Origin of the sequence: Vitreimonas sp. (genome assembly GCF_035627415.1) — a bacterium.
Classification (GTDB): Bacteria; Pseudomonadota; Alphaproteobacteria; order Caulobacterales; family Aquidulcibacteraceae; genus Vitreimonas.
In genome coordinates this window covers 21,223-44,700 of the sequence record NZ_DASPLU010000024.1, presented here as the reverse complement: position 1 = coordinate 44,700, position 23,478 = coordinate 21,223, and the positions used below count along the sequence as shown (strand labels likewise).

The following is a 23,478-nucleotide window of genomic DNA, read 5'->3' as shown; positions in this document are numbered from 1 at the left end:
CCTCCCCGCGCGATTGGAGCGCGCGGAGAGGATCGGTGCAAGCTTCGCTGTGTTGGTGGGCCTATAACGCCAGGGTATAGGCGCTAATAGAGCCCGCCCAAGTCTTCAGATTGCTGCTGTTGCTGTTGCTGCTGCTGCGGCTGTTGTTGTTGCTGCTGCGGCCGTTGTTCGCCGGAGGGCAAGGCGTCGCCGAGGCCGGAGAGGACGCGCGGGTCGATCGGATCGGTGCCGCCGAAGATGAACGGCGAGGACGAGACGCCGGCGGTCGGCTCCGTGTCCGGACGGAACGCTTCGAGCAACGTCGTCGTGGTGGTCGCCGTCGGCAGGCCGCCGGTCATCGCGTCGATCCGCACCAGACGCACGCCCGAGGGAATGCGGAACGGCGTCGGCTGCTGATCTTCGAGCGCGACGCGCATGAAGTCGCGGAAGATCGGCGCGGCAATGCGGCCGCCAGTCTCGCCTTCGCCCATGTTGCGCGGCTGGTCGAAACCAGCCCAGACGCCGACGACGAGGTCAGGCGAGAAGCCGATGAACCAAGCGTCCTTATAGTCGTTCGTGGTGCCGGTCTTGCCGCCGAGCGGGAAACCGAGCGCATTGACGCTGGTGGCGGTGCCGCGCAGCACGACGCCCTCGGCCATCGACACGATCTGGTAGGCCGTGACCGGATCGATCACCTGCTGACGCGTGTCCGGCAGCGTCGGCGGACGCATGCCGCTGCGCCATTCGGCGGTGCAGTTCGCACACTCGCGCTGGTCGCGGCGGAAGACGGAGCGACCGGTGCGGTCCTGAATACGGTCGATCATGATCGGCTGGATCCAGCGGCCGCCGTTGACGAACATGCCGTAAGCCGTCGTCATCCGCATCAGCGTCGTTTCGCCGGCGCCGAGCGCGAGCGAGAACACCGGCTGGGTGCGCTCGTCATAGACGCCAAGGCGGCGGCCGTAGTCGAGCACGCGCTCTGCGCCCATTTCGTACGCGATCCGCGCGGTCATGGCGTTGCGCGAAAGTTCGAGACCGCGGCGCATCGTCGTCGGTCCGTAGAACTCACGCGTGTAGTTTTCCGGCGACCAATTGGTGCCGTCGCCGGCTTCGATCGCAAGCGGGCCGTCGTCGATCAAGGTCGCGGGCGTGAGGCCGTAATCGAGCGCTGACGCATAGACGATCGGCTTGAACGAAGAGCCCGGCTGGCGCATCGCCTGCGTGGCGCGGTTTAGGCCGGTGCTCTGCTCCAGCGAATAGCCGCCGACCATCGCCAGCACCCGGCCGGTATGCGGGTCCATGGCGACGAGCGCGCCTTGGATTTCCGGAATTTGCTTCAAGCGATAGCCGCCATTCGACCCGCGGACGGCGTAGACGATCGCGCCGCGACGCAAGCCCAGTTCACGGTTGCGGCGCGCCGCTTGCGCGGCCCATTGCGCGTCATCGGAATTGAGCCGGCCAGTCTGACCGTTCTCGTCCGTCAGCGTGGTGACGCCGCCCGATTGGCGCGTGACCATCGCCCGCACCCAGTTCGACAGAGTCGGCGGCGCATCGGCTTCGCGCAGCTGCGCTTGCACGTCACCCGCCGGATCTCCGGCGCCGAGCGGCCCGCGCCAAGCGTGGCGGCGGTCGTATTCTTCGAGACCCTGGCGCAGCGCCCGCGCAGCGGCGAGCTGCAGGCGCGTGTCGAGCGTCGAGCGGATCGAGAGACCGCCGCGCAACAACGCGTCGGAGCCGTACTGATCCTCGACTTGACGGCGGATCTCCTCGACGAAATGCGAGGCGGCGACGAACTGATCGCCGGAGAGGCGGTTGCGCGTGACCAGATCGGCGGCGCGCGCTTCTTCGGCCTGCGCTTCGGTGATGTAGCCGCGCTCCAGCATCCGGCTGACGGCGTAGTTGCGGCGGTCGATCGCCCGCTCGCGGTGACGCGGCAGCTGATAATTCGCCGGGCCCTTCGGCAGAATGGCGAGATAGGCGGCTTCCGATACGGTCAGTTCTGAAAGCGGCTTGTCGAAATAGTTGAGCGCCGCCGCGGCCACGCCGTAAGCGCGGTTGCCGAGATAAATTTCGTTCAAATAGAGCTCGAGGATGCGCTCCTTGCCGTCTTCGCCTTGTGCGGCGAAGGCGCGCTCGATGCGCTGGGCAACGAGGCCCTCGCGCAGCTTCGTCCACACGGCGCACACCGCCCCGCCAAGACCGCCCGAACATTCGGCGGCGCGGCCGGTCAGCATGTTGCCGGCGACCTGTTGGGTGATGGTCGAGGCGCCCTGCAGACGCCTGCCTTGCATCGCATCGAGCGGAGCGCGCAGCACGGCGCGCGCCAGGCCCTGATAGTCGATGCCCGAGTGTTCGAAGAAGCGTGCGTCTTCCACCGCGACGAACGCGTTGCGCACGTGATCCGGAATCTGCTCGATCGGCACGAACACGCGCTGCTCTTCGGCGAATTCCGCGACCAGCGCCCCGTCGCCCGCGTGCACACGGCTCGACACGGGCGGCTGATAGTCCTGAAGATCAGCAACGCTCGGCAGGCCCTGCAGCGCGGCGATGATGAAGCCCACGACCAGCAGCACGCCGACGCCAGCTAGCATGGCTATGCCGACGAGAATTTTGCGCCACAACGGACCGCCTCCGAGCGAGAAACGAAAGCCCCCGCCGTCGCCGCCGCGATACGCGCCACGATCGTCATAATCGTAGTCGTCGTCATCCCAGCGGTCTTCAGCTCTGTAGGAATTGTTTCGCAGCATTGCGCCCCGCTTCTGCGCGCGTGTGATCAGGGTCCGGCCTCGCCTCCCAATAGGGCGCGAGTAAGGCTGTGGCTCTAGTAGGTAGCCGGAGATAGCTAAAGATTCGCGCCCTTTTTAGGCACGCGCGGCCATCAATTGCGGCGCGGCGAAATAGCTATCCACCGCCTGCGCCATGGCTTCGGCCATGGCCTGGCGGGCGCGCGGGTCGGCAAGGCGCCGCTCGTCCGCCACATTGCTCAAGAAACCGGTCTCGATCAGCACTGCAGGAACATCAGGCGCCAGCAGCACATAGAGACCGGCATTGCGGTGCGTATTGCGCAAGAGAGGCGCGACTTCACCCAGGCGGGGGATGACCGTCTGCGCGAACTGGGCGGAGCGATTTGTGGTCTCGCGCTGATAGAGATTGAGCAGGATGTCGTGGGCGACGCCTTCGCGCGGGACGTCGCCGAGGTCGATGTCCCAGTTCTGCGCCATGTTCTGGGCGCGCGCCTCGCCGCGCTCTGAGATGGTGTAGACGGACGCGCCCGCCGCCTCGGCGTTGGCGTTCGAATCCGCGTGGATCGAGATGAAGAGGTCCGCGTTCTGAGCGCGGGTGAAATGAAGGCGCTCCTCAAGCGGGATGTAGCGATCGGCGTCGCGCGTCATCGCCACGCGATAATTTCCGCGGCTTTCCAACGCTTGGCGGAGCTGCAGCGCGGCGTCCAGCACCACATCTTTCTCGCGCACGCCGGTGCGGCCGATTGCGCCCGGATCGCGGCCGCCATGCCCCGCGTCGACCACGATGGTGCGGCGCTGGGGGCGGCGCGGCTGCCCCGCTGCTGGCGCGGCGGCGAACGGCGTCGTGGGCGTAAGGTCAAAGGTTAGTTCCGGCGCACGGCGGCCGCCGACGTCCTGGCGCAGCAGCCGCGCCGGCGCTTCGAGGTCGAGCACCAGGCGGGCGCCGCCATTCGGCTGCGGGGCGTAGCGGAACCGGCGCACGAAGCCCGCGCCGGGGCCCTCGCCGCTGGCGCCTTGGGGCAGCGCGAGCCGCGTGTTGACAAGATCGATTACAAACCGGTGCGGGTCGCTCAGGAAAAAAGTCCGCGCCTGTGCCTGCCGATCGAGCGCGATCGTCACCCGCGCCGCCGGACCATCGGCCTGCAGTAGCACCCCGCGCACAGCCGACGGCGCGTCGGCCCAGGCGCGGCCGCTCAACCCCGCGCCGCCCAGGGCGGTCGCGCCGGCGCAAAGAAGGGAGCGGCGAGTAAGGTCCATGAAGATCGGGAAAGTACCCGAGCCGGCTTGCTACGTGGTTGAAAAGGAAGGTGAATGAGCCGGTAACCACAGTTGTGAAGACGGCTCGACGCACGCCGCCTGTCGCGGCCCTCTTGTGGTTTCCAGCAAGTAAGGTTCACCTAGCGGGATGCGGGGCCTTCTTTTCATTCTGGCCACAGCGTTCGCCGTCGCCAGTCCGGCGGCTGCGCAGGATTATGCGCTCGAACAGGCCGCGGCGGGGGAACTGCGCCAGCTATGCAGCGAGGACAGCGGCCGCCTATGGGGCGTGTCGCTGTGCGGGCCGCTGATCGTGGTCGATCCGCAAACCCGCGCGGTCTGGGCTAGCGATCAAGACCGCGAAGGCCGCCTGACTAGCAACGGCGGCGGCTGGATTGGCACGTTGCCGGCCGGCGTGACCATGGCAAACACCTCCGTCGAGTGGGCCGGCGTGCGCTGGATCATGGTGCTGGGGCCCCTTCCCGCGGACGCATCCGAACGCCGGGTGCTGGTCGGCCACGAGGCTTGGCATCGCGCTCAAGCTCAGATCGGCTTGCCGACGCAGTCGTCCGACAACCCTCACCTCGCCAGCGAACGCGGCCGCTACTTCATGCGACTGGAGATGCGCGCGCTGGCGGCGGCGCTGCGCTCCAGCGGCAGCGCGCGCGAACGGGCCGCTGAGGACGCGTTGGCGTTTCGGCGGGCGCGGTACGCTGCGTTTCCGGAAGCGTTTGCGCAAGAAGCGGCGCTCGACCGCAACGAAGGGCTCGCGGCGTACACGGGCGTTCGTCTCGGCGCGGAAAATCCCATGATCTTCGCCGCGCGCACGCTGGACGCCTACGATGGCCATGACGCGCTAGCCCGCGCTTACGCCTACGCCACCGGCCCCGCCTACGGGCTGCTGCTCGATGAGTACAACCGCGCCTGGCGCCAGGAACTGGGCGCCTTTGCCCCCGCCGACTTGCTGGCGGCGGCGGTGCGCGCCCGGACGTTGAGCGGGCGCGAACTTCAACGCGACGCCCAGCGCTATGGCGGCGCGCAGCTGGAACAGCAGGAGCGCGTGCGGGCGGAAGCGGCGCGCAGCCGCTCGGCTGAGCTCCGCCGTCTCTATGCCGAAGGCCCGCGGCTCGAGCTCCCGCTGATGCAAATGCAGATGGACTTCGATCCCAACGCCGTGACGCCCGTCGAAGGGCTGGGCAGCTTCTACGGCCGCATCACCTTGCGCGACCGCTGGGGCGAGTTGGTCGCCGCCGAGGGCGCTCTGATCAATGCGACGTTCACGCGGGCGACCGCGGCGGCCCCTCGCGCCGGCGGGATCACAGGACCCGGTTGGCGGCTGACGCTCAACCCGGCATGGCGGATCACAGCGCCGGACGCACGGGGGGTGGTCCGGGTCGAACCCGCCCCGCCTGCGCCTGCAGAACCGGCGCCCGGCTGAAGGGCGCTCCCGGCGCTTTCCTTCGCCGAGCAAATCATGCATGGTGCCGCCATCGCCGTGTGCGCCCAGGGGAGTTCCCCAAGAGCGCCCGGCGCGCTCCCGCTATGCGGAACGGCGAACCAGGCCCCAGCGGCGCGCACGCTCATTGCGCCCGCCTCGGCGCTGAAGGCCCTCCGCCGCCGGAGCGTAAGCGCCGTCCGTCCGGGCGGCGGAATTTGGAGCAACTTATGATCCGCACCGCGATCGACTTCCGCGCCGCAGGGCTCAAAGCCCCGGCCCGCGATCGCGCAGGATTATCCCTCAAGACTTTGCGTCGCCCTGCCGCTTCCGCCCCGGCGCTTGCCGGACGCTCGGGAGCGCGCGACGCGCACGGAGCCCTGTTCGATGGCCAAGAAAATGCTGATCGACGCCGCCCACCCGGAAGAGACCCGGGTCGCGGTGCTCGACGGAAACCGCGTTGAAGATTTCGATTTCGAGGTAGCCAGCAGAAAACAACTCAGAGGCAATATCTACTTAGCCAAGGTGACGCGCGTTGAGCCGTCGCTGCAGGCGGCCTTCATCGAGTATGGCGGCAACCGCCACGGCTTCCTCGCGTTCTCGGAAATTCACCCCGATTACTACGCGATCCCGCACGCGGATCAGGAAGCGATCAAAGCCGAACTCGCCGCCGCCGAAGAAGAGAGCGAAGGCGAGGAAGAGGATGAAGAGGCGCGCGACGAGCGCCGCCGCCGCATCCTGACGCGCCGCTACAAGATTCAGGAAGTCATCCGCCGCCGCCAGATCATGCTGATCCAAGTGGTGAAAGAAGAGCGCGGCAACAAAGGCGCGGCGCTCACGACCTACCTATCGCTCGCCGGCCGCTATTGCGTGCTGATGCCGAACACCGGCCGCGGCGGCGGCATCTCGCGCAAGATCACGCAAGCGACGGATCGCAAGCGTCTGAAGAAGATCGCGCAGGATCTCGACGTCCCGCAGGGCCAAGGCCTCATCATCCGCACCGCTGGCGCCAAGCGCACCAAGACCGAGATCAAGCGCGACTACGAATATCTCTCGCGCGCCTGGGAGACGATCCGCGACGATACGCTGAAGAGCGTCGCGCCAGCGTTGATCTACGAGGAAAGCTCGCTGGTGAAGCGCGCGATCCGCGATCTTTACGACAAAGACGTCGATGAAATTCACGTCGAGGGCGAGAGCGCCTACAAGGAAGCCAAAGACTTCGTCCGCATGCTGATGCCGAGCCACGCCAAGCGCGTGCAGCTCTGGAAGGACGCCACGCCGATCTTCACCAAGACCGGCGTCGAAAAGCAGCTGGAGTCGATTTATTCGCCCGTCGTCACGCTGAAGAGCGGCGGCTACATCGTCATCAATCAGACCGAAGCGCTGGTCGCTATCGACGTGAACTCCGGCCGCGCCACGCGCGAGCGCAATATCGAGCAAACCGCGTTCAAGACCAACTGCGAAGCGGCGGACGAAGCGGCGCGCCAGATGCGTCTGCGGGACCTCGCCGGCCTCATCGTGATCGATTTCATCGACATGGAGGAACAGAAGAACGACCGCGCGGTCGAAAAGCGGATGAAGGAGAACCTCCGCTTCGATCGCGCCCGCGTGCAGATGGGCAAGATCAGCGGCTTCGGCCTGCTCGAACTGTCGCGCCAGCGCCGCCGCACCGGCGTGCTGGAAGGCACCAGCCATATCTGCGAGCACTGCCAAGGCACCGGCCGCGTGCGTTCGATCGAGTCAGCCGCGCTCGCGCTGCTGCGGGCGCTGGACGACGCTAGCATCAAGCAAAAGCACCACACAATTGAGGCGCGCACCGCGACCGAAGTCGCGCTCTATCTGCTCAACGAGAAGCGCGAAGCGCTGGCGGCGATCGAAGAGAACCGCAACGTTCGCGTGCGGGTCACCGCCGATGGCGAGATGACGGCCGGTGACTTCGAGATCAATATCGGCGCCGACACGTTCGAGGATGAGCGCGAAGAAGAGGTCGAAACGCCCGCCCGCCGCGGCAAGCGCGCGGTCGAGGTGGAGGCCGAAGCCGAAGACGCCGAAGCCGCCGTTGAAGTCGAGGACGAAGAACCCGAAGCGGAAGAGACTGTCGCGCGCGCCGAAACCGAAGGCGAGCGGCGCGGACGGCGCCGTCGCGGCCGCCGGGGCGGGCGCCGTCGTCGCGGCGAAGGCGAAGGCGAAAGCGCTGAAGTCGAGGCGCGTGAGGAAGCGGAGACCGAAGCGCCGCGCATCGCGGCGCAGGAAGAGCGCGCCGATCGCGGCCGCGGCGGCCGGCGGCGCCGGCGCGGACGCGGCCGTGGCCGTCGCGTCTATGAGGTCGATGGCGGCGAATGGCTGGACTTTGTCAGCGCCGATCTGAAGCATCTGTCGCCGCGCCCCGAGCGCGTGCGCGAAACGCGCGCGATCGAGGCCGAACAGGTCGAAGACGCCGGCGAACAACTCGCCGTCGAAGAGACCGCCGACATCATCCTGCACCCGGCCGCCGAGGCCGCGCAGGAGCCGATTGTTGCGCCCGCGATCGCCGAAACCGCCGAGGCGGGAGTCGTCGAGGTCGTCGACGAGGACGCAGCGCCCCGCGAGGAGCAACCGAACTCGGCGTACGAGCCGGATCAGGAGCGTCGCGAGAAGTTCTTCTCGCGGCTTTCGCGCTGGTCGAAGAAGTAGCGGAGTGAACATCCGCTAAGGCAGGCGGCCTTGTTGCCGCCGCAAACCGGCGTTTCAACCGGTTCGGGCGGGAAGTCACGACGCCGGAGGAGTGGGCGATGGCCGCGTCTCTCATCAAAGCCCTGGGCCGCCAGCTGGCAGCCGTCACGATCGCGCTCAGCGTGCTGATCATGGCGGCGCCGCAGGCGGCGGCGCAGGGCCTCATCCGCGACGCGGAGATCGAGAACACGCTGCGCGTCTACACCGATCCGCTGTTGCAGGCCGCGGGCCTGGAGCCGCGCGACGTCGACATCTACATCGTCAGCGATCCCTCGGTGAACGCCTTCGTCGCCGGCGGTCAGAACATCTTCGTGCACACCGGCCTCATTCTCGCGGCCGACACGCCGAACGAAGTGATCGGCGTGCTGGCGCACGAGACCGGTCACATTTCCGGCGGCCACGGCGCGCGCCGCGCGCAGGACGTGCAGCGCGCGATCGGCCCGATGCTGTTGTCGATCGGGCTTGGCGTACTCGCGATCGCCGCTGGCGCACCGGACGCGGGCGCCGCGCTGATCTCGGGCTCGCAAGCGTTCGCGATGGGCGACATCGTCCGCCACACGCAGGTGCAGGAATCCTCCGCCGACCAGGCCGGTCTGCAATTCCTCGAGGCCACCGGCCAATCCGGGCGCGGCCTCATCACCTTCTTCAACACGCAGATTCGTCCGTACGAGTTCATGACCCGCCGCGCGCCGGCGTGGATGATGACGCACCCGTTCTCGTCGGACCGGGTGGAGGCGCTGCGCGAGCGGGTGCAGAACTCGCCGAACTACAACGCGACGGACACGCCCGAAAACATCCGCCGCTTCCAGTTCATGCAGGCGAAGCTGGTCGGCTTCATTCACACGCAGGGCCAGACGCTGGCGCGCTATCCGCTGCGCGACACTTCGCAGCCGGCCCGCTATGCGCGCGCTGTCGCCTATTACCGCGTCTCCGATCTGACGCGCGCGCGCGCAGAGCTCGAGTCGCTGATGCGCGAAGATCCGAGCAATCCCTACTTCCAGGAGCTGATGGGTCAGATCCTGTTCGAGAATGGCCGCGCGGCGGAGTCGATCCCCTATCATCGCCGCTCGCTGGAGCTCGCGCCGAACCAGCCGCTGCTGCAGATCAATCTCGCCCGCGCGCTCACGGCCGCCAACGGGCGCGCCGGCGCGGACGAAGCGATCGCACTGCTGCAAGCGGCGACCGCGCGCGAGCCCGATAATGCGTTCGCATGGCGCGAACTCGCATCGGCGCGCGACCTGCGCGGCGAACAGGGCCTGGCGGAACTCGCTTCGGCCGAGCAGAACTTCGCGCTCGGCGATTACGGCGCGGCGCTGAGCTTCGCCGAGCGGGCGCGCCGCAGTCTGCCGCGCAATACCCCCTCCTATCAGCGCGCCAACGATATCGTCACGTTCGCCGGCAATGAGATGCGCGACCGGGAAGGCCAGCAACGCGGGCGGCGCAGCTGAGCTTGCCGCGCGCGCGGAAAGCGGCCATTGCAACAGCGCCTAGCCTGGAGACCGCCCGATGGCGCGCGTGCTGTTCGCTCTGCTGTTCACTTTGTTCGCACCCGGTGCGGCAGCGCAATCGTTCAACGCCCAGGAGCAGGCGGAAATCCGAGCCATCGTGCGCGAGTATCTGATCCGCAATCCGGACGTGCTGCAGGATGCGCTGGAGGCGCTACAGGAGCGCACCGCCGCCGAACGCTGGCGGCGCACCATCTCCGATCCGCGCGACTTCTCAATTGGCCCGGCCGACGCGCCGATCGTCATCGTCGAATTCTACGATTATCGCTGCGGCTTCTGCCACGCGGCGCTGCAATGGGTGACGGACATCGCCCGCACCCGTCGCGACGTACGCGTGGTGTTGAAGGAGCTGCCGATCCTGAGCCCGGAATCGATGGAGGCGGCGCGGGCCGTGCTCGCCGCTGCGCCACAGGGCCGAACCTGGCAATTCCACCGCGCATTGATGAGCTTTCCGCTCGACCAGCAGCTCAGCTCGGCGCAGATCGACCGCCTCGCCCGCTCCGTCGGCATCGACGTCGCCCGCATGCGCCGGGCGATGGAGAGCCCCGAGATCATCGCGCTGCTCGAGGACAATCGCGGCCTCGCGCTCGACGTCACGGCGAGCCCGGCGACGCCGCTCTTCATGATCAACGGCGAAGTGATCTCCGGCTTCGATCAGCCGCGGCTTGAAGAACGCCTGCGTGAAGCCACTCGCGAAGCGCGCGACCGACGCTCGGCGCAGCGTTAGAGCCGCCCTGTCGCTGTGGCGGCGACGACCTTGATCTGACGCATCAGCAGCGGCGCGCTCGGCCGCTCGCGCGCAAGCTGGCTGAGATAGAGCGGCACCAGCGTGACATAATTGAGCGCCGGCGCCGCGGCCGGCGCGGGCTTCGGCTGCGCACGTGCTTCCAGGTAGGCGGCCTCCGCGCGTCGGCGCAGATCATCGAGCGTTCCGCCCTGACGCGGCAGCAGCCGCCGGCCCCGCGCGCGCCACACCGGCTCGGCGCGGATGAGGCCGCACAAGCCCCACGCCCGCCCCGCCGGCGCGATGAAGCCGTCGAGCGCCTCCGCATCGGCGCCGCACGTATGCGCGGCGAGCCGCATCAGCATCCCCGCCGTGCCGTCGATATAGGAATCGAGGTCGTCCAGCGTGTCGAATGGTGCGGGATCCAGGTCCTTGCCGCGGGCATCGAGCAGCGCCTCGAGCCAAACGAGCGGAAACGGCGTGCGCTTGTGCGCCAGCGCGTATTCGGACAGCACAGGGTGAAGGCGCGCGCGCTTGCCGGCGTGGATTTCGCCGAGCGCCTCTCGCCACCAGGCCAGCCGGATGTCGCCGACGGCCGGCGCTTTCACGATCTCGGCGACATGCGCCAGCTCGAAGTTGAGCGCGTAGAGCGCAATGAGCCGGCCGCGCGCGTCAGCCGGCGCGAAGCGGCTTGCGAGCCAGCGATCTTCGTCGACACGGCGCACCAGAGCATCGAGATCCTCGTCCATGCCCACCTAGATACGCTAACGCCCGCGCCAGAAAAGCGCGGGCGTTGGTAAGCTTTAGCTTTTGATGGGTTCAGCCGAACAGCGTGCTGGCGCCGGTCATCGCCACCAGCATGGGCGCCGACAGGAACGTGTTCGTGCGCGAGAACAGCATCGCCGTCTTGGCCGCGCTCGCTTTTGCGGCGGCGTCTAGATCGGGATACGCGTTGGCGATGTTCAGCGCCTTCTGCTGGTTCGGCCAGATGATGAACCAGACATTGAACCACATGATGATGGCCAGCCACATGCCGATGCCGATCAGGATCGTCTTCGGCGCGGCGAAGCTCGGTTGATCGAGCGCGCCGAGGCTCAGCGCTTCGATCAGATAGTTCTGATTCCAAGCCAGCAGCAGGCCGGTGATCAAAGTCAGCATCGCGCCCCAGCGGAACCAATAGAGCGCCGCCGGCGCGATCACCTTGCCGATCGACGGGCCACGGTGCTCTTCCGGAATCTTCGGCGCGTTCGGAATCTGGGTGAAGTTGAAGTAGTAGAGGTGGCCGATCCACATGATGCCGACCAGCACGTGGCCCCATCGCAGCGCCGCCTCCCAGAAGCGGCTGTCGTCGAACGGGATGCGCGCCTCCACGACGGCGAAATAGATCAAGAACAGCGCCGCGACGGCGAGCGCCGTCCACGCGACATACTTCAGATTACTCAGAAACGAGGCCATGCCCTACTCCCTCAGCCCGATGGGGAGCAGGGTTTTCGCGCCCGCGCCCTAGCCCGCTGTCTGCGGCGCTCCCCGCGTTTCGTCCGCCTTGCCGCCGCCGCGCTTGACGCCCCACAGGAGAATCACCGGCGCCGCGACGTAGAGCGACGAATACGTGCCGACGATAATGCCGAAAAGCATGGCGATGGCGAAGCCGGAAAGCGCTTCGCCGCCCAGGAAAAGCAAACCGATCAGGGCGAAAATGGCGGTGCAGCCGGTGATGATCGTGCGCGAGAGCGTTTCGTTCAGGGAAAGATCGACCAGCTCGCCTAACGGCATTTTCTTGTACTTGCGCAGATTCTCGCGCAGCCGGTCGAACACGACGACGGTGTCGTTGATGCCGTAGCCGATAATGGTCAGGAGCGCGGCGATGATGGTCAGCGTGAACTCGAAGCGGAAGACCGAGAAGAGGCCCAGCGTCAGGATCACGTCGTGCAGGAGGCCGAGCATCGCGCCGACGCCGAACTGCCATTCGAAGCGGAACCAGATGTAGGCCATCATCAGCAGCATCGCGAGACCGAGCGCCATGAGGCCGCCCGAGAACAGCTCCTCGGACACCTTGGCGCTGACGGAATCGACGTTGGCGATGCGGGCGCCCTCGGCGATCCCCGGCAGCCCGGCGCGGATTTCCTCGACCGTCTCGGCTTGATCGGGCGCCGTCTCGAAATTGAGAAGGACGCAATAAGGCGGCGCGTTCTGCGGCTGGCAGGTGGTGCCCTGCACTTCGATGTCGCCCTCCTGGGCGCGGCGGGCGAGTGCGCCGAGCGCATCCTGGTCGAGCGGCGTCGGCGATTCGATCAGCAGCGAGGTGCCGCCTCGGAAGTCGATGCCGAGATTGAAGCCGTGCTCCATGATCGCGCCGATGCGCTCGAGCGGGCTGCCTTCGGCCTGCTGATAGACCTCGATCGGGTTCTCGCGCAGTCCGCCGGTGAAGATCGAAACGATCGAGACGACGCAGAGCGCGATCGACAGGAACGCGGCGAAGCCGGCGAACTTCACGTAGGTGAGATTCGTCTTCTTGGGCAGGAGCCGGATCAGAGGCCACATTGTTCTTGCTCGTTCCTAGATTGGCATCTGCTTCGGCCGCGCAGCGCGGAACCAGAAAGCGATCAAAATCTGCGTCACCATCACCGCGGTGAACACCGAAGTGATGACGCCGATGGACAAGGTCCAGGCGAAGCCGCGCACCGGCCCGGCCCCGAACTGGAACAGGATCATCGCCGCGAGGATGGTCGTCAGGTTGGCGTCGACGATGGTGATCATCGCGCGGTTGAAGCCGGCGTCGATACTGAGCGCGGGACTTCGCCCCGTCGCCGCCTCCTCGCGCATGCGCTCGTAGATCAGCACGTTGGCGTCGACTGCCATGGCGATTGTGAGGATGAGGCCGGCGATGCCGGGGAGGGTCAGCGCCGCGCCGATCATCGACATCGCCGCGACGATGAGGATTAGGTTCACGATCAAGGCGATGCAGGCGAACACGCCGAAAAGGCCATACGCCAGCAGCATGAACACGAACGTGACCAAAGCGGCGACGCCGGAGGCCAAGCCGCCCGACTCGATCGCCTGACGGCCGAGGCTTGCATCGACCGTGCGCTCGTCGATCACCGTGAGCGGCGCCGGCAGCGCGCCGGCGCGCAGCATGACCGCGAGATTGTTGGCGGTCTCCGCGGTGAAGTTGCCGGAGATCTGGCCCGAACCGCCGCAGATCGGCTCGTTGATGCGCGGCGCAGTCAGCACCTGATTGTCAAGCAGGATGGCGAAGCGCTCGCCGGTATTATCGGTGGTGATGCGGCAGAATCGGCGCGCGCCCTCGCCGTCGAGTTGGAAGCTCAGCACGAACTCGCCGGTCTGCGCATCCGTCGACGCAATGGCGCGGACCAGCCGCTCACCGGTGAATTGCGCGCGGCGCTCGACCACTTCCGGCGGGTTGTCGCTCTGCGGATAGGGCTGAACCAACATCGCGCCCGGCGGAATTCGGCCGGCGGCAGCGTCGGCCGGATCGAGCTCGCGCACCATGTGGAAGGTCATCAGCGCGGTTTGGCCGATGCGCTCCTTCAGCTGCTGCGGATCGGTGACGCCTGGCGCCTGCACGATCACGCGGTCGACGCCCTGGCGAACGATGGTGACTTCGGACGTGCCGGTCGGATCGATCCGGCGGCGAATGACTTCGATCGATTGCTGCGCCGCCTGGCGGCTGAGTTCGCGCAAATACACTTCGGTGATGCGCGCCTCGACCAACCCTTCAGCGCCTTCGGTGAGGTTGAGGATATTGTTGCCCCCGGTCGGCGACCGCGCGATCGGCGCCAGCACCCGCATCGCCGCTTCCATCTGTGTGGGATCGATCAGACGGATGCGCGCCGCATCGCCGACCACGCCGCGGCCCGTGTAGCGGATCTCGGCCTCGCGCAGCGCCGACGCCATCTGGTCAGCGATATTGTCGAGTTGCTGACGCTGCAGCGTCGCCACCTCGATCTCGAGCAGCAGCTGCGAGCCGCCCTGCAGGTCGAGCCCGAGATTGATCGCTTGGCGCGGCAGAAAGCCCGGCAGGCTGTCGCGCATGCGCTCGGGCAGGAAATTCGGCAGCGCGAACGCGATCCCGAGCACGGTCACGATCGTGACCAGGATCACGCGCCAGCGGGCGACTTGAAGCATGAGGGCGTGACCTTAGGACGGCTTTGAATCGTTGGCGGGCGCCGGCTCGGTCTTCGAGCGGACCTCGGCGATGGTGCCGCGCACGACGCGCACATCGACGTTTGGCGCCAGTTCGACCCGCAGCTCGTCCTCGGCCACAGATTTGACCTTACCGATCAGACCGCCGGTGGTGACGATCACATCGCCCTTCTTCAGATTGGCGACCATCTCCATGTGCCGCTTGCGCGCCTGCTGCTGCGGCCGGATCAGCAGGAAATAGAACACGACGAAGATGAGCAGGTAGGGCGCAAGGCCGATCAGCACCGTACTCATATCGCCGCCGGCGGGAGCGGCAGTTTGCGCGTAAGCGGAAGAGATGAACATTGATCCTCGCGAAGGGCGACGCCATGCGCCGCGTTGCGACTTGAGACGTTTGAGCCGAACCCCGGTCCGGCGACGGCCGGGACTATATCGTCAGCCCCCGCCATTTCAATTGGCGGAACTCCGCCGCGCGCGCCGTTTCGCCGCAGCTGGCCTTAGTTCTGCAGTCCCAGCAACGGCGCCGGATCAATGGCGGCGCTGCCCTGGCGCACTTGAAACAGCAGGCGCGGGCGTCCACCGGCGCGTTCACCCAGTTCGGCGATGGGTTGTCCCGTACGGACCCGTTGCCCTTCACGCACGAGCGCGCGGCGGTTGAAGCCATAGGCGGTGACGTAATTGTCCTCGTGGCGGATCAGCACAAGCGTGCCGTAGGCCGGCAGATCGTCGCCGGCATAGACCACATCGCCATCGCCGGCGGCGAGCACGGCGTCGCCCTCTTCGCCCGCGATCTCGACGCCGTCGAGGCGCTCTCCGCCCGGCTGCGCGCCGAAGCGAGCGACGACGGCGCCGCGCAGCGGCATGGCGAACCTCGCATTCGAGGCGATCGTCGGCGCAGGCGCCGGAGTTTCGGATTGCGCCGCCGGCAGCGCCCGCGCCATCGCCGGAAGGGCGATGCGATCGCCGCGCCGCACCTGGAACGGCGGCGACATGCGGTTCAATAGCGCGAGCGAGCGCAGATCGACGTTGTAGCGCCGGGCGACATCTTCGAACGACTCGTTGCGCTCGACAGTGTGAAAACGCGGCGGCGGCAAGCGCAGTTCGCGTCCAGCTGAGAGCGAATAAGGCGGCTCGAGCCCGTTCTCGTCGATCAGGGCGCGCAGAGGGACCTGGTAGCGCGTGGCGATGTCATAGAGCGACTCGTTCTCGCCGACGCGGTGCGTGCGCGGAAGGCGCGCCGGGTCGAAGGGCTGCACCTCGCCCGGCTGCAGCGCATAGGCCGACAATGGCGTCCCTTCGCCCTCCGCCCAGTCTGGCGCCTCCTGGGGCGTCGGCGCGGCGGATGCTTCGGCCGTCTCCATTGGAGCGGCAGGCGGCGGCGCAGGCGGTTCAACAACCGCGCCGCGATACTCGATCCGAGCGCGTCCGTTGCCGCTCGGCGTAATCAGCGGCTCTCTCGCGCGCTCCGACCCTGCAGCCGAATCCCCGCCGCCGCCATAGGAAATCGGCGCGGGCTGAGCGCTGGCGCAGGCCGCCGTCAGGAGTGCAAAGAGCAGCGCCGCCCGCGTCATCCGCGCAGTTTCCGCGAGAATCGCCCGCGCACGCAATTCAGGCCGGCAGCGGCGGCTCTTCGGGCAGGCCGCGCTCGAGCGGCGCGAACTTCACCGGACCCAAGTCTTCGCGCGCGCCGTTGCGATACCGGATCAAGCGTTGCCGCTCAGCGTCGCCGATCGGCGCCAGCAGCACGCCGCCGGGCTTCAGCTGATCGAGCAGAGCTTGCGGAATGTCGCCCAAGGCGCCGTTGACGACGATGCGGTCGTAGGGGGCTTCATCGCCCCATCCCTCGAAGCCGTCCGCCGTGTGCGCGAAAATCCGCATCAGCCGCGCGGTGCCGAACTTGCCGCGCGCGTCGGCAGTGAGATCGCGCCAACGCTCCAGCGTCACGACCTTGTTTGCGAGATTGGCGATGCAGGCGCTCTGGAAGCCGGAGCCGGTGCCGATCTCCAGCACCGCGTCGCCGGGTTGGGGCGCAAGCGCCGCCAGCACGCGGCCGACAAGCGAGGGCTTCGTCATCGTCTGCCCGTGCGCGAGCGGCAAACTGATGTCGTCATAGGCAAGCCCATCGAGATGCTCGGGCGCGTAATGCGTGCGCGGCGTGCGCTCCATCGCCGACAACGCGCGCGCGTCGGTGACGCCGGCCTGGCGCAGTTCGAGCACGAAGCGCATCAGCCGGGCGGCGTCGCTCATTCGGCCTTGGCCTTCGGCGGCGCGCCGCCGAGCACGCCTTTCAGCGAAGCAATGGTCGGCGCATGGGTGAGATCGACGTGCAGCGGCGTCACCGCGATGCGGCCTTCGTAGATCGCGCGAAGATCGGTGCCCTCCGGCGGGTTGGAAAGCTTGCCGCGGAAGCCGAACCAGAAATACGTGCCCCCGCGCGGATCGGTGCGCTTGTCAGCGTAGATGATGTGCTGGTCCCGCTGGCCCTGGGCGGTGACTTCCACGGCCTTGACGTCCTCCGGCGGAAGATCGGGGAAGTTGACGTTCATCAGGACGTCCTTCGGCCAGCCGTGCTCCAACAACTTGCCGACAACTCCGGGACCGTACGTCTCCGCCGTCTCCCATGGTATTGGCGCTTCCTCGCCGCGGAAGCCGCGCGCTTGGCTGAGCGCAATCGCCGGAATGCCGAGTTGCATGCCCTGCATGGCCCCGGCGATGGTGCCGGAAAAGGTGACGTCCTCGGCGATGTTCTGGCCGCGATTGACGCCGGAGAGCACGAGATCGGGCGGCCCGTCCTCGATCAGATGCTCGACGCCGAGCAGTACGCAATCGGTCGGGGTGCCGAGTACGGCGTAGCGCTTCGGCCCCGCTTTGCGCACGCGCACCGGCGCGGTGAGCGTCAGCGCGCGCGAGGCGCCCGAATGCTCCTGTTCCGGCGCAATCACCCAAACGTCGTCGCTGAAGGTGCGCGCGATCTTTTCCAGCACGGCGAGGCCGGTGGCGTGGATGCCGTCGTCATTGACGCAGAGGATGCGCATGCCGTCCGCTTACCGCGAACGCTTCGCAAAGTCGATCCGTCCTATTTCCACACGCCAAGGATCGCGCCCGCGGCGCCCCAGCAGACGAGGAAGTGCGCAAGATTGACTGGCAAGTACGCTTCGCTGTGCGGGCCGTACACATAGCCATAGAGGCTTGTTCCGAATGCGAACAGAACCGCCAGGATGAGACCGGTCATCAGCCCGGCCATCCATCCCGCCGCGTTGCGCCACTTGATCACAAGCGAGAGCCCGATCGCCGCGAACACGGGCGGAATGATGCCGAACGGCATGCGCGCCATGCCGCCTTCGACTTGCTCCGCCGTAATGCCGGTGAACGCCATGTACTGCTCCGCGGAGATCAGCTCTGCGAAGATCACGTACTCGATCGCGTAGATCGCAAGCGCCGCGACAATGATCGCGAGCACGTTATGGCCCATGAACCGCATCCACTTCCTCCCGCTTATGCGCAGCGGACCTTAGCTGAGTCCGGGCGCATGCAAGCGCTGCGCAGGCGGAATGAAGCGGTCGCTACTAGCGGCAGTCGATGGCCCAGATGTCGTAGGCCGGGTGGTCGACGGCGCTGAGGCCGGGGCTCGAAGCGAACAGCCAGCCGTGGAAGATTTCGCGGCGTTCCGCTTCGCCGCCGCCGCGCACCGGCGGATGGTCGAACACTTCGACATAGATGCGCACTTCCGGCGTCTCTTCCGGCGCGCTCTCGTGGCACGAGCGCGCGATCACTTCGAGCGAACCGATGCGGGCGGCGCGGCCGACCGTCAGCGTGTAGTCGCTGGCGTGGCCGGTGACCTTGTCCAGCCCGCGGATCACCGCGCGCTGGGCGTAGGCAGGAGCGGCCGCGGCGGCGAAGAACGCCAGAGCGACAGCGATAATTCGGATCATGGCGTTTGAGCCTCGCTAGGTTCAGTTTCCCCCTGCCCCTGCGCAAAACTTGAAAGCAACGTCAGCAGATCGACGGCGCCTTGCGTGTACGGAATTTCCCCGCCCGGCGGCAGCGCATCCATGCCCGCCGGTTCGATCGCGACATAGGCGCCGCCGAGCAAACCGTCGGTCGCGATGCGCGCGGTAGATTCATCGAGCACATGGACGTTGCGATCGACCGTCATGGTGAGCCGCGCCATGTAGGTGTCGGGATCGAGCTCGATGGCGCGCACCACGCCGACCTTGACGCCGGAGACGCGCACGTCGGAGCCGACGCCGACGCCGTCGACACGCTGAAAGCGCGCCACGAGATCATAGCCGCCGGCGCTGCCGGTCTGCCCCGCTTGCGCCGCGGCGAAGGCGAAAAAGCCCACGGCCACCACGGTCACTGCGGCGCCGAGCAGCGTTTCGCCCCAGCGCTCGAAAGTATTGCTCACGTCCGGTCCCCCGAGTCAGGCGACCAAGCTTCGTAATCAGCTGTTGACGCCTGCCTAACGCCGCCGCGCGCGAGCGAGCCCTTCGGCCGATACGCGCGCACTGTGCCGGTCAGATTCGGCTCGTGCGGCTTTTCCCACTTCTGCCGCCTCAGCGGCGCGACTGTCGGCGGCTGTTCGAGCGTATGGTGCAGCCAGCCGTGCCAATCGGGCGAGACCCGCGAAGCTTCGGCCAAGCCGTTGTAAATGACATAGCGGCGCCGGCGGCCCTCGAGGCTCGGCCGGCGCTCTTCGTAATAACGATTGCCTTGCTCGTCCTCGCCCACAAACGCACCCCGGCGGCCAACATCGAACAGGGTCCCCAAGGTGGCCCCGTTCCACCAGGTGAAAATCCGCTTCAGCATGGGCTTTATTTTGTCTCCGGCGCGCCGAGATCGCGGCTGAGGAAGCAGCCCGAAGCAGCGGCGGGCGGAATATGACGAAGCGGGCGCCTCACGTCCAGTGCGGGTGCGAAACAATATCTTGGGATAATCCCAGGTCGTTCCATACTAGATATTGATCGGCGGTACGGCGCGGGGCATGCTGGGGCGGCTGCATGGAGACCGCTAATGGCGCAGGATTTCGCACACCATGACGACGACGAGACCCGCCCAGCGGCGATCGCGCCGGAAGCGTGGTCCGAAACCATGATCCAGGCGGCGCTCGAGGCGGGCTTGGCTGTCGACACTCCTGCCGGGCCCAGCGTCGCCGAGGCGCTGAGCCGGGCGGCCAAGCGGCTCGCGGACTGGGCGGGTGACGAAACCCTCGCCCCGGCGCTTCTGAGCGAACTCGCCGCCGGCCGCGTCCTGCTCGATCCGCCGCTCATGCGCGCGGCGCTGTCGCCCGGCGCCGAACTCGCCTTCTCCGCCGCGCTGATCCGCTGGCCGCGCGAACGCGCTGACGAAATGGCAGCGCTGGCGCGGGCGCAGACGCTGCTCGCGGCCGGCGCTAAGCTCGGCATCGCCGGAGCCCCGTCTGCGCCCGCGCTCGACGCGCTCGACGCTGCGGCGCGGATCGCCGATCCGATGGGCGCCAACGGCGTCGCCATTCTTGTCCGCCCGGATGCGCAGCAGGCGTCGCAACTCATCGCCGACGACGCGGCGCGGGCGCGTGCGGGCGCGGCGCTCACGGCCGGCGCACGCGCGCTCGATGCGGCGCTGGCAGACCTCGCGATCGAAGCCGTGCGCAACGGCCTCAACCTCGATCATGGCGGCGTCCGGCGCAAAGCCGCCGCGGCGCGTCTCGCCGGCGCGCCGGACGGCGACATCGTCGCCGCGCTCTCCGGCGCCGTCGCCCGCGGCGCCTACAGCGCATCGCTCGACGCCGGCGCCGATCCCACGCGCCGCCGAGTCGCCATTGCCGCGCCAGAGATCGGCGCGCATGCGCTGACGACGTTCGCGGCCGGCGCAATCGATCCCACCGGCGCCGTCGCCGGCGAACACGAAGCCAGCGTCATCGGCGCCAGCATCGCGCTGCCGCGTTTTCAGGCGCAGAGCTTCGACATCGACGCGTTCGAAGGCGCCATCCGCCTCATCGTCCGCGCGCTCGATGGCGCGCATGGCGCCCACAGCGCCTCGCCGCGCCGGCCCATTCTCATCCGTCTCGAAGGCTTGGCCGCGCTGCTGATGCGAGCGGGGCTCGCTTATGACAGCGACGAAGGCCGCGCGCTGGCGTCGAGCGTCTCCGCGCTCGCGCACGCCGCCGCCATCTCCGAGAGCGCCGCGCTCGCCCAAGCCAAGACCGCCTATCCCGAATGGTCGCGCGCCAGACGCGGCGAGGAAGCGGCGGTGAAAGCCGCGCGCGACGCCGCCAATGCGCTCACCGGCTCTCTCGCCGAGCGTGCGCAAGCGATCTATCGCAGTCTCCCAGGCGCGAAGAGCGCGGGCCTGCGCGTCTCGCTCGCGCTCGCCTTCGCCAACGACGCCACGAGCGCGCGCCGCGCCGGCCTTTCCGCCAGCGGCGTCGCGCCGTGCGAAAGCGTCGCCCGCTTCGGCGCACGCGAAGACGGCGGCTTCGGCCGGCTGCTCGGCGACGACGCGCGCGCGGGACTGGCGGCGCTCGGCTATGAGGGCGACGCCATTGCCGCGCTCGCCGCGCACGTCGAAGGCCGCCGCACGCTGAAAGGCGCGCCGGCGATCAATCTCGACACGCTCGCCGCCAAGGGCCTCACCGAACCTGCGCTGGAAGCGATCGAAGAAGCGGCCGCCGATGCGTTCAACCTTCGCGCCGCGATCCATCCGCTGGTGATCGGCCCGGCGCTTTGCGAAGAGGCGCTCAAGCTGCCGCCCGACGTCGCCGCAGGCAAACGCGGCGATCTCTTGATGACGCTCGGCTTCAACGAAGCCGACATCGCCGCGGCGGAAGCTTACTGCATGGGCGCAGGCGATCTCCGCGGCGCCGCGGAGCTTGCGGCCCAACACGCGCACGTCTTCGCCGCCGCAGCCGACATCGCGCCAGACGCGCGCATCGCCATGGCCGCCGCGGTTTCGCCTTACGCGCGCGCAGCGCTCGACATCACGCTGACGGTCGAGAACGCCAGCAAGCGCGCTGATCTGCTCGAAGCGGCAAAGGCTGCGAACGTCGGCCTCGCCGCCGTTCGCGCCGAAGCGCCGCAGATCACGCTGACGATCGCGCCGATCGACGACGACGTTGAAACCCCGCGCGCACCGGTCGCCGCCGCGCCGACCGCGCCTGCCGCCATCGTCCAAGAAGCCCCCGCGCCGGTGCAGCGTCGGCGTCTGCCGGAGCGGCGCAAGGGCTACATCCAGAAGTCCACCGTCGGCGGCCACAAAGTTTATCTGCACACCGGCGAGTACGACGACGGCGAACTCGGCGAAATCTTCATCGACCTGCACAAGGAAGGCGCGGCCTTCCGGTCGCTAATGAACAATTTCGCCATCTCGATCTCGATCGGCCTGCAGTATGGCGTGCCGCTCGAAGAATATGTCGACGCCTTCCTGTTCACCCGCTTCGAACCGGCGGGCGAAGTGCGCGGCAATGACACTATCCGCCACGCCACTTCGATCCTCGACTACATCTTCCGCGAACTGGCCGTGAGCTATCTCGGCCGCGCCGATCTCGCCCACGTCGATCCGTTCGACGCGCGCGGCGACGGCCTCTCCAAGAACGCGCAAGACGCCGAGAGCGCGGCGCGGCTCATCTCCCGCGGCTTCGCCCGCGGCGCCTCGGCGGACAACCTCGTCGTGCTGCGCCCGCGCGCCGTGGTCGAGAGCCGCGACCGGCGCGAGCCGCCTGCGCCCGCAAAGCCGATCGCCACCGGCTATCGCAACGACCCTTGCGCCGCCTGCGGCCATTTCACCGTCGAACAATCCGGCGTCTGCGCCGCCTGCGGCGCGAAAGGCGAAGCGAGCGGGGGTTAGTTCCAGCGCCAGTCGTCGTCGCGTCTTAGTTCGACGCACGCGGCATCGCCCAGAAACTCGCTCGCGTCGCTGACGAGAAGCGGCCACCGATCCGCGCAGGACCGAACCAAGCAGATGCAGCCGTAAGCGCTTTCGCGCTCCTCGTCGTCGGCATCCCAGAACACCTCCACCTGCGCGGCGCGGACATTGAGCCGGCGCATACGCTCCTGGCTGAAAAGGTGCGAGGTGTAGCTGTTGCGATCAAGAAAGCTCGCGCGCGCTTCCGTTCGCGATCCTTCGTCGAGCTGGGGATGACGCGCGATCCAATCCTCCGCCGCGGCGGCCGGCTCCGCCTGCACCAGCGACGCCCAGTCCCGTACTCGTCCGATCTGTTTGCTGCGCTCCTCGCCGGTCACGCGGATAAGCGAATTGAAGAAGCCGCGATTATCCTCGCCGAGGATATATTGCGGACCTGGCGTCACCTGCTCAACGACGACGTCGTCGAGCATCATGCCGGTGTTTGCGCCGTAGTGGCATGGGCCGAAGAGCCACCAAGATTGTCCTGCCTCATGCATTGCGCGGTTCGCGGCGGCGCAAAGATTATAGAAGCGACCAACGAGCACGACCGGCCGCTGCATCAAATCCCCGCGACGTGCGGTTGGGTCTACGAAGTCCTCGACGATGTAGCTTGCACCGTCACTGAGATAGGCGTCGGCCGCAGTCGCGTAGATGCGCGCCCGATAATGGTAGTAGTCCATCCAGCGCATGAACCCGCTGAGCCGCACATATTTGCAGTGCAACCGCGACGGCGGCGGCGGACCTGCTTCTTCGGCGTCAGCATCGAACGTCTCCGATCGATGCTCTGCGTAGTAAGCCTCGTCGAAACTCTCGAGATCGATCGCCGACGCGGGCGTCGACCCGGGCTCTCCGGCAGGCTGCTCCGGGCAATCGTAGTGTGTGTAGTATACGATCAGCAGCCCGGGCTCCTCGGCGCCTTGCGCCCATGCGTTGTTTGCAAGCACCAGCGCCGCTAGCGCGGCTGTGAACCACCGAAGGATCATGGCGCCCTCCCTCACCGAGTGGACAACCAAGTCACCCCCGGGGCAATCCGGCACCAATCACGAATGCCTGAACATGCGTCAACGAATGCGTGATCTG

The 23,478-nt window shown here is 67.5% G+C and carries 20 protein-coding genes; 5 read left to right on the top strand and 15 right to left on the bottom strand.

The window, feature by feature from the left end; genetic code table 11:
* Positions 1-83: 83 nt before the first annotated feature.
* On the bottom strand, positions 84-2,726 hold the full coding sequence (locus VEA80_RS13035) for a PBP1A family penicillin-binding protein (protein WP_325061185.1): 2,643 nt from the start codon (positions 2,724-2,726) through the stop codon (positions 84-86).
* Between the two features lie 114 nt (positions 2,727-2,840).
* On the bottom strand, positions 2,841-3,920 hold the full coding sequence (locus VEA80_RS13030) for an N-acetylmuramoyl-L-alanine amidase (RefSeq protein ID WP_325061184.1): 1,080 nt from the start codon (positions 3,918-3,920) through the stop codon (positions 2,841-2,843).
* A gap of 208 nt (positions 3,921-4,128) precedes the next feature.
* Here VEA80_RS13030 and VEA80_RS13025 point away from each other — a divergent pair, with 208 nt between their 5' ends.
* The 4 genes from VEA80_RS13025 (at position 4,129) to VEA80_RS13010 (ending at position 10,356) form a co-directional block, all read left to right on the top strand.
* A complete protein-coding gene (locus tag VEA80_RS13025) occupies positions 4,129-5,415 on the top strand; it encodes a hypothetical protein (RefSeq protein WP_325061183.1) in 1,287 nt (428 codons plus the stop codon).
* Between the two features lie 384 nt (positions 5,416-5,799).
* Entirely contained in the window at positions 5,800-8,085 is a 2,286-nt protein-coding gene (locus VEA80_RS13020; RefSeq protein ID WP_325061182.1) for a ribonuclease E/G, read from the top strand.
* A gap of 98 nt (positions 8,086-8,183) precedes the next feature.
* On the top strand, positions 8,184-9,572 hold the full coding sequence (locus VEA80_RS13015) for a M48 family metalloprotease (protein WP_325061181.1): 1,389 nt from the start codon (positions 8,184-8,186) through the stop codon (positions 9,570-9,572).
* 58 nt (positions 9,573-9,630) lie between these two features.
* Positions 9,631-10,356 carry a DsbA family protein gene (locus VEA80_RS13010; protein ID WP_325061180.1) on the top strand — a complete coding sequence of 242 codons (726 nt, stop codon included), beginning with the start codon at positions 9,631-9,633 and terminating at the stop codon, positions 10,354-10,356.
* On the opposite strand, the gene VEA80_RS13005 is transcribed toward VEA80_RS13010, so the two are convergent.
* The 12 genes from VEA80_RS13005 to VEA80_RS12950 form a co-directional block, all read right to left on the bottom strand.
* Positions 10,353-11,102 (bottom strand): phytoene/squalene synthase family protein, encoded by a 750-nt coding sequence (locus tag VEA80_RS13005; protein ID WP_325061179.1) that lies wholly within the window; start codon positions 11,100-11,102, stop codon positions 10,353-10,355. The two genes, VEA80_RS13010 and VEA80_RS13005, sit on opposite strands and share 4 nt — an antisense overlap.
* 70 nt (positions 11,103-11,172) lie before the next feature.
* The gene (locus VEA80_RS13000) at positions 11,173-11,808 is read right to left on the bottom strand and encodes a urate hydroxylase PuuD (RefSeq protein ID WP_325061178.1); all 636 of its coding nucleotides are present in this window, start codon (positions 11,806-11,808) and stop codon (positions 11,173-11,175) included.
* Between the two features lie 48 nt (positions 11,809-11,856).
* Positions 11,857-12,894, bottom strand: coding sequence for a protein translocase subunit SecF (gene secF, locus VEA80_RS12995; RefSeq protein WP_325061177.1), 1,038 nt, complete (start codon positions 12,892-12,894; stop codon positions 11,857-11,859).
* Between the two features lie 15 nt (positions 12,895-12,909).
* A complete protein-coding gene (secD, locus tag VEA80_RS12990) occupies positions 12,910-14,499 on the bottom strand; it encodes a protein translocase subunit SecD (RefSeq protein WP_325061176.1) in 1,590 nt (529 codons plus the stop codon).
* Positions 14,500-14,511: 12 nt separating this feature from the next.
* Positions 14,512-14,862 carry a preprotein translocase subunit YajC gene (gene yajC / locus VEA80_RS12985; RefSeq protein ID WP_325061175.1) on the bottom strand — a complete coding sequence of 117 codons (351 nt, stop codon included), beginning with the start codon at positions 14,860-14,862 and terminating at the stop codon, positions 14,512-14,514.
* A 152-nt stretch (positions 14,863-15,014) separates the two neighbouring features.
* A complete protein-coding gene (locus VEA80_RS12980; protein ID WP_325061174.1) occupies positions 15,015-16,088 on the bottom strand; it encodes a peptidoglycan DD-metalloendopeptidase family protein in 1,074 nt (357 codons plus the stop codon).
* Positions 16,089-16,125: 37 nt separating this feature from the next.
* Entirely contained in the window at positions 16,126-16,764 is a 639-nt protein-coding gene (locus VEA80_RS12975; RefSeq protein ID WP_325061173.1) for a protein-L-isoaspartate(D-aspartate) O-methyltransferase, read from the bottom strand.
* Complete coding sequence (gene surE, locus VEA80_RS12970; RefSeq protein WP_325061172.1) at positions 16,761-17,552, bottom strand: 5'/3'-nucleotidase SurE; 792 nt, start codon at positions 17,550-17,552, stop codon at positions 16,761-16,763. The genes VEA80_RS12975 and surE overlap by 4 nt, the downstream gene beginning before the upstream one ends.
* Before the next feature lie 41 nt (positions 17,553-17,593).
* Positions 17,594-17,998 carry a hypothetical protein gene (locus VEA80_RS12965; RefSeq protein WP_325061171.1) on the bottom strand — a complete coding sequence of 135 codons (405 nt, stop codon included), beginning with the start codon at positions 17,996-17,998 and terminating at the stop codon, positions 17,594-17,596.
* A gap of 85 nt (positions 17,999-18,083) precedes the next feature.
* Positions 18,084-18,449, bottom strand: a complete 366-nt coding sequence (locus VEA80_RS12960; protein ID WP_325061170.1) for a DUF2155 domain-containing protein — start codon at positions 18,447-18,449, stop codon at positions 18,084-18,086.
* The gene (locus VEA80_RS12955) at positions 18,446-18,925 is read right to left on the bottom strand and encodes an outer membrane lipid asymmetry maintenance protein MlaD (protein WP_325061169.1); all 480 of its coding nucleotides are present in this window, start codon (positions 18,923-18,925) and stop codon (positions 18,446-18,448) included. The genes VEA80_RS12960 and VEA80_RS12955 overlap by 4 nt, the downstream gene beginning before the upstream one ends.
* Entirely contained in the window at positions 18,922-19,326 is a 405-nt protein-coding gene (locus VEA80_RS12950; protein ID WP_325061168.1) for an NADH:ubiquinone oxidoreductase subunit NDUFA12, read from the bottom strand. Before VEA80_RS12950 ends, VEA80_RS12955 begins: the two co-directional genes overlap by 4 nt.
* Positions 19,327-19,530: 204 nt before the next feature.
* On the opposite strand from VEA80_RS12950, the gene VEA80_RS12945 reads away from it, so the two are divergent.
* Positions 19,531-22,341: a hypothetical protein gene (locus VEA80_RS12945; RefSeq protein WP_325061167.1), complete on the top strand. Its 2,811-nt coding sequence runs from the start codon at positions 19,531-19,533 to the stop codon at positions 22,339-22,341.
* Here VEA80_RS12945 and VEA80_RS12940 read toward each other — a convergent pair.
* Complete coding sequence (locus tag VEA80_RS12940) at positions 22,338-23,381, bottom strand: hypothetical protein (protein ID WP_325061166.1); 1,044 nt, start codon at positions 23,379-23,381, stop codon at positions 22,338-22,340. The genes VEA80_RS12945 and VEA80_RS12940 overlap by 4 nt on opposite strands.
* Between the last annotated feature and the right edge of the window lie 97 nt (positions 23,382-23,478).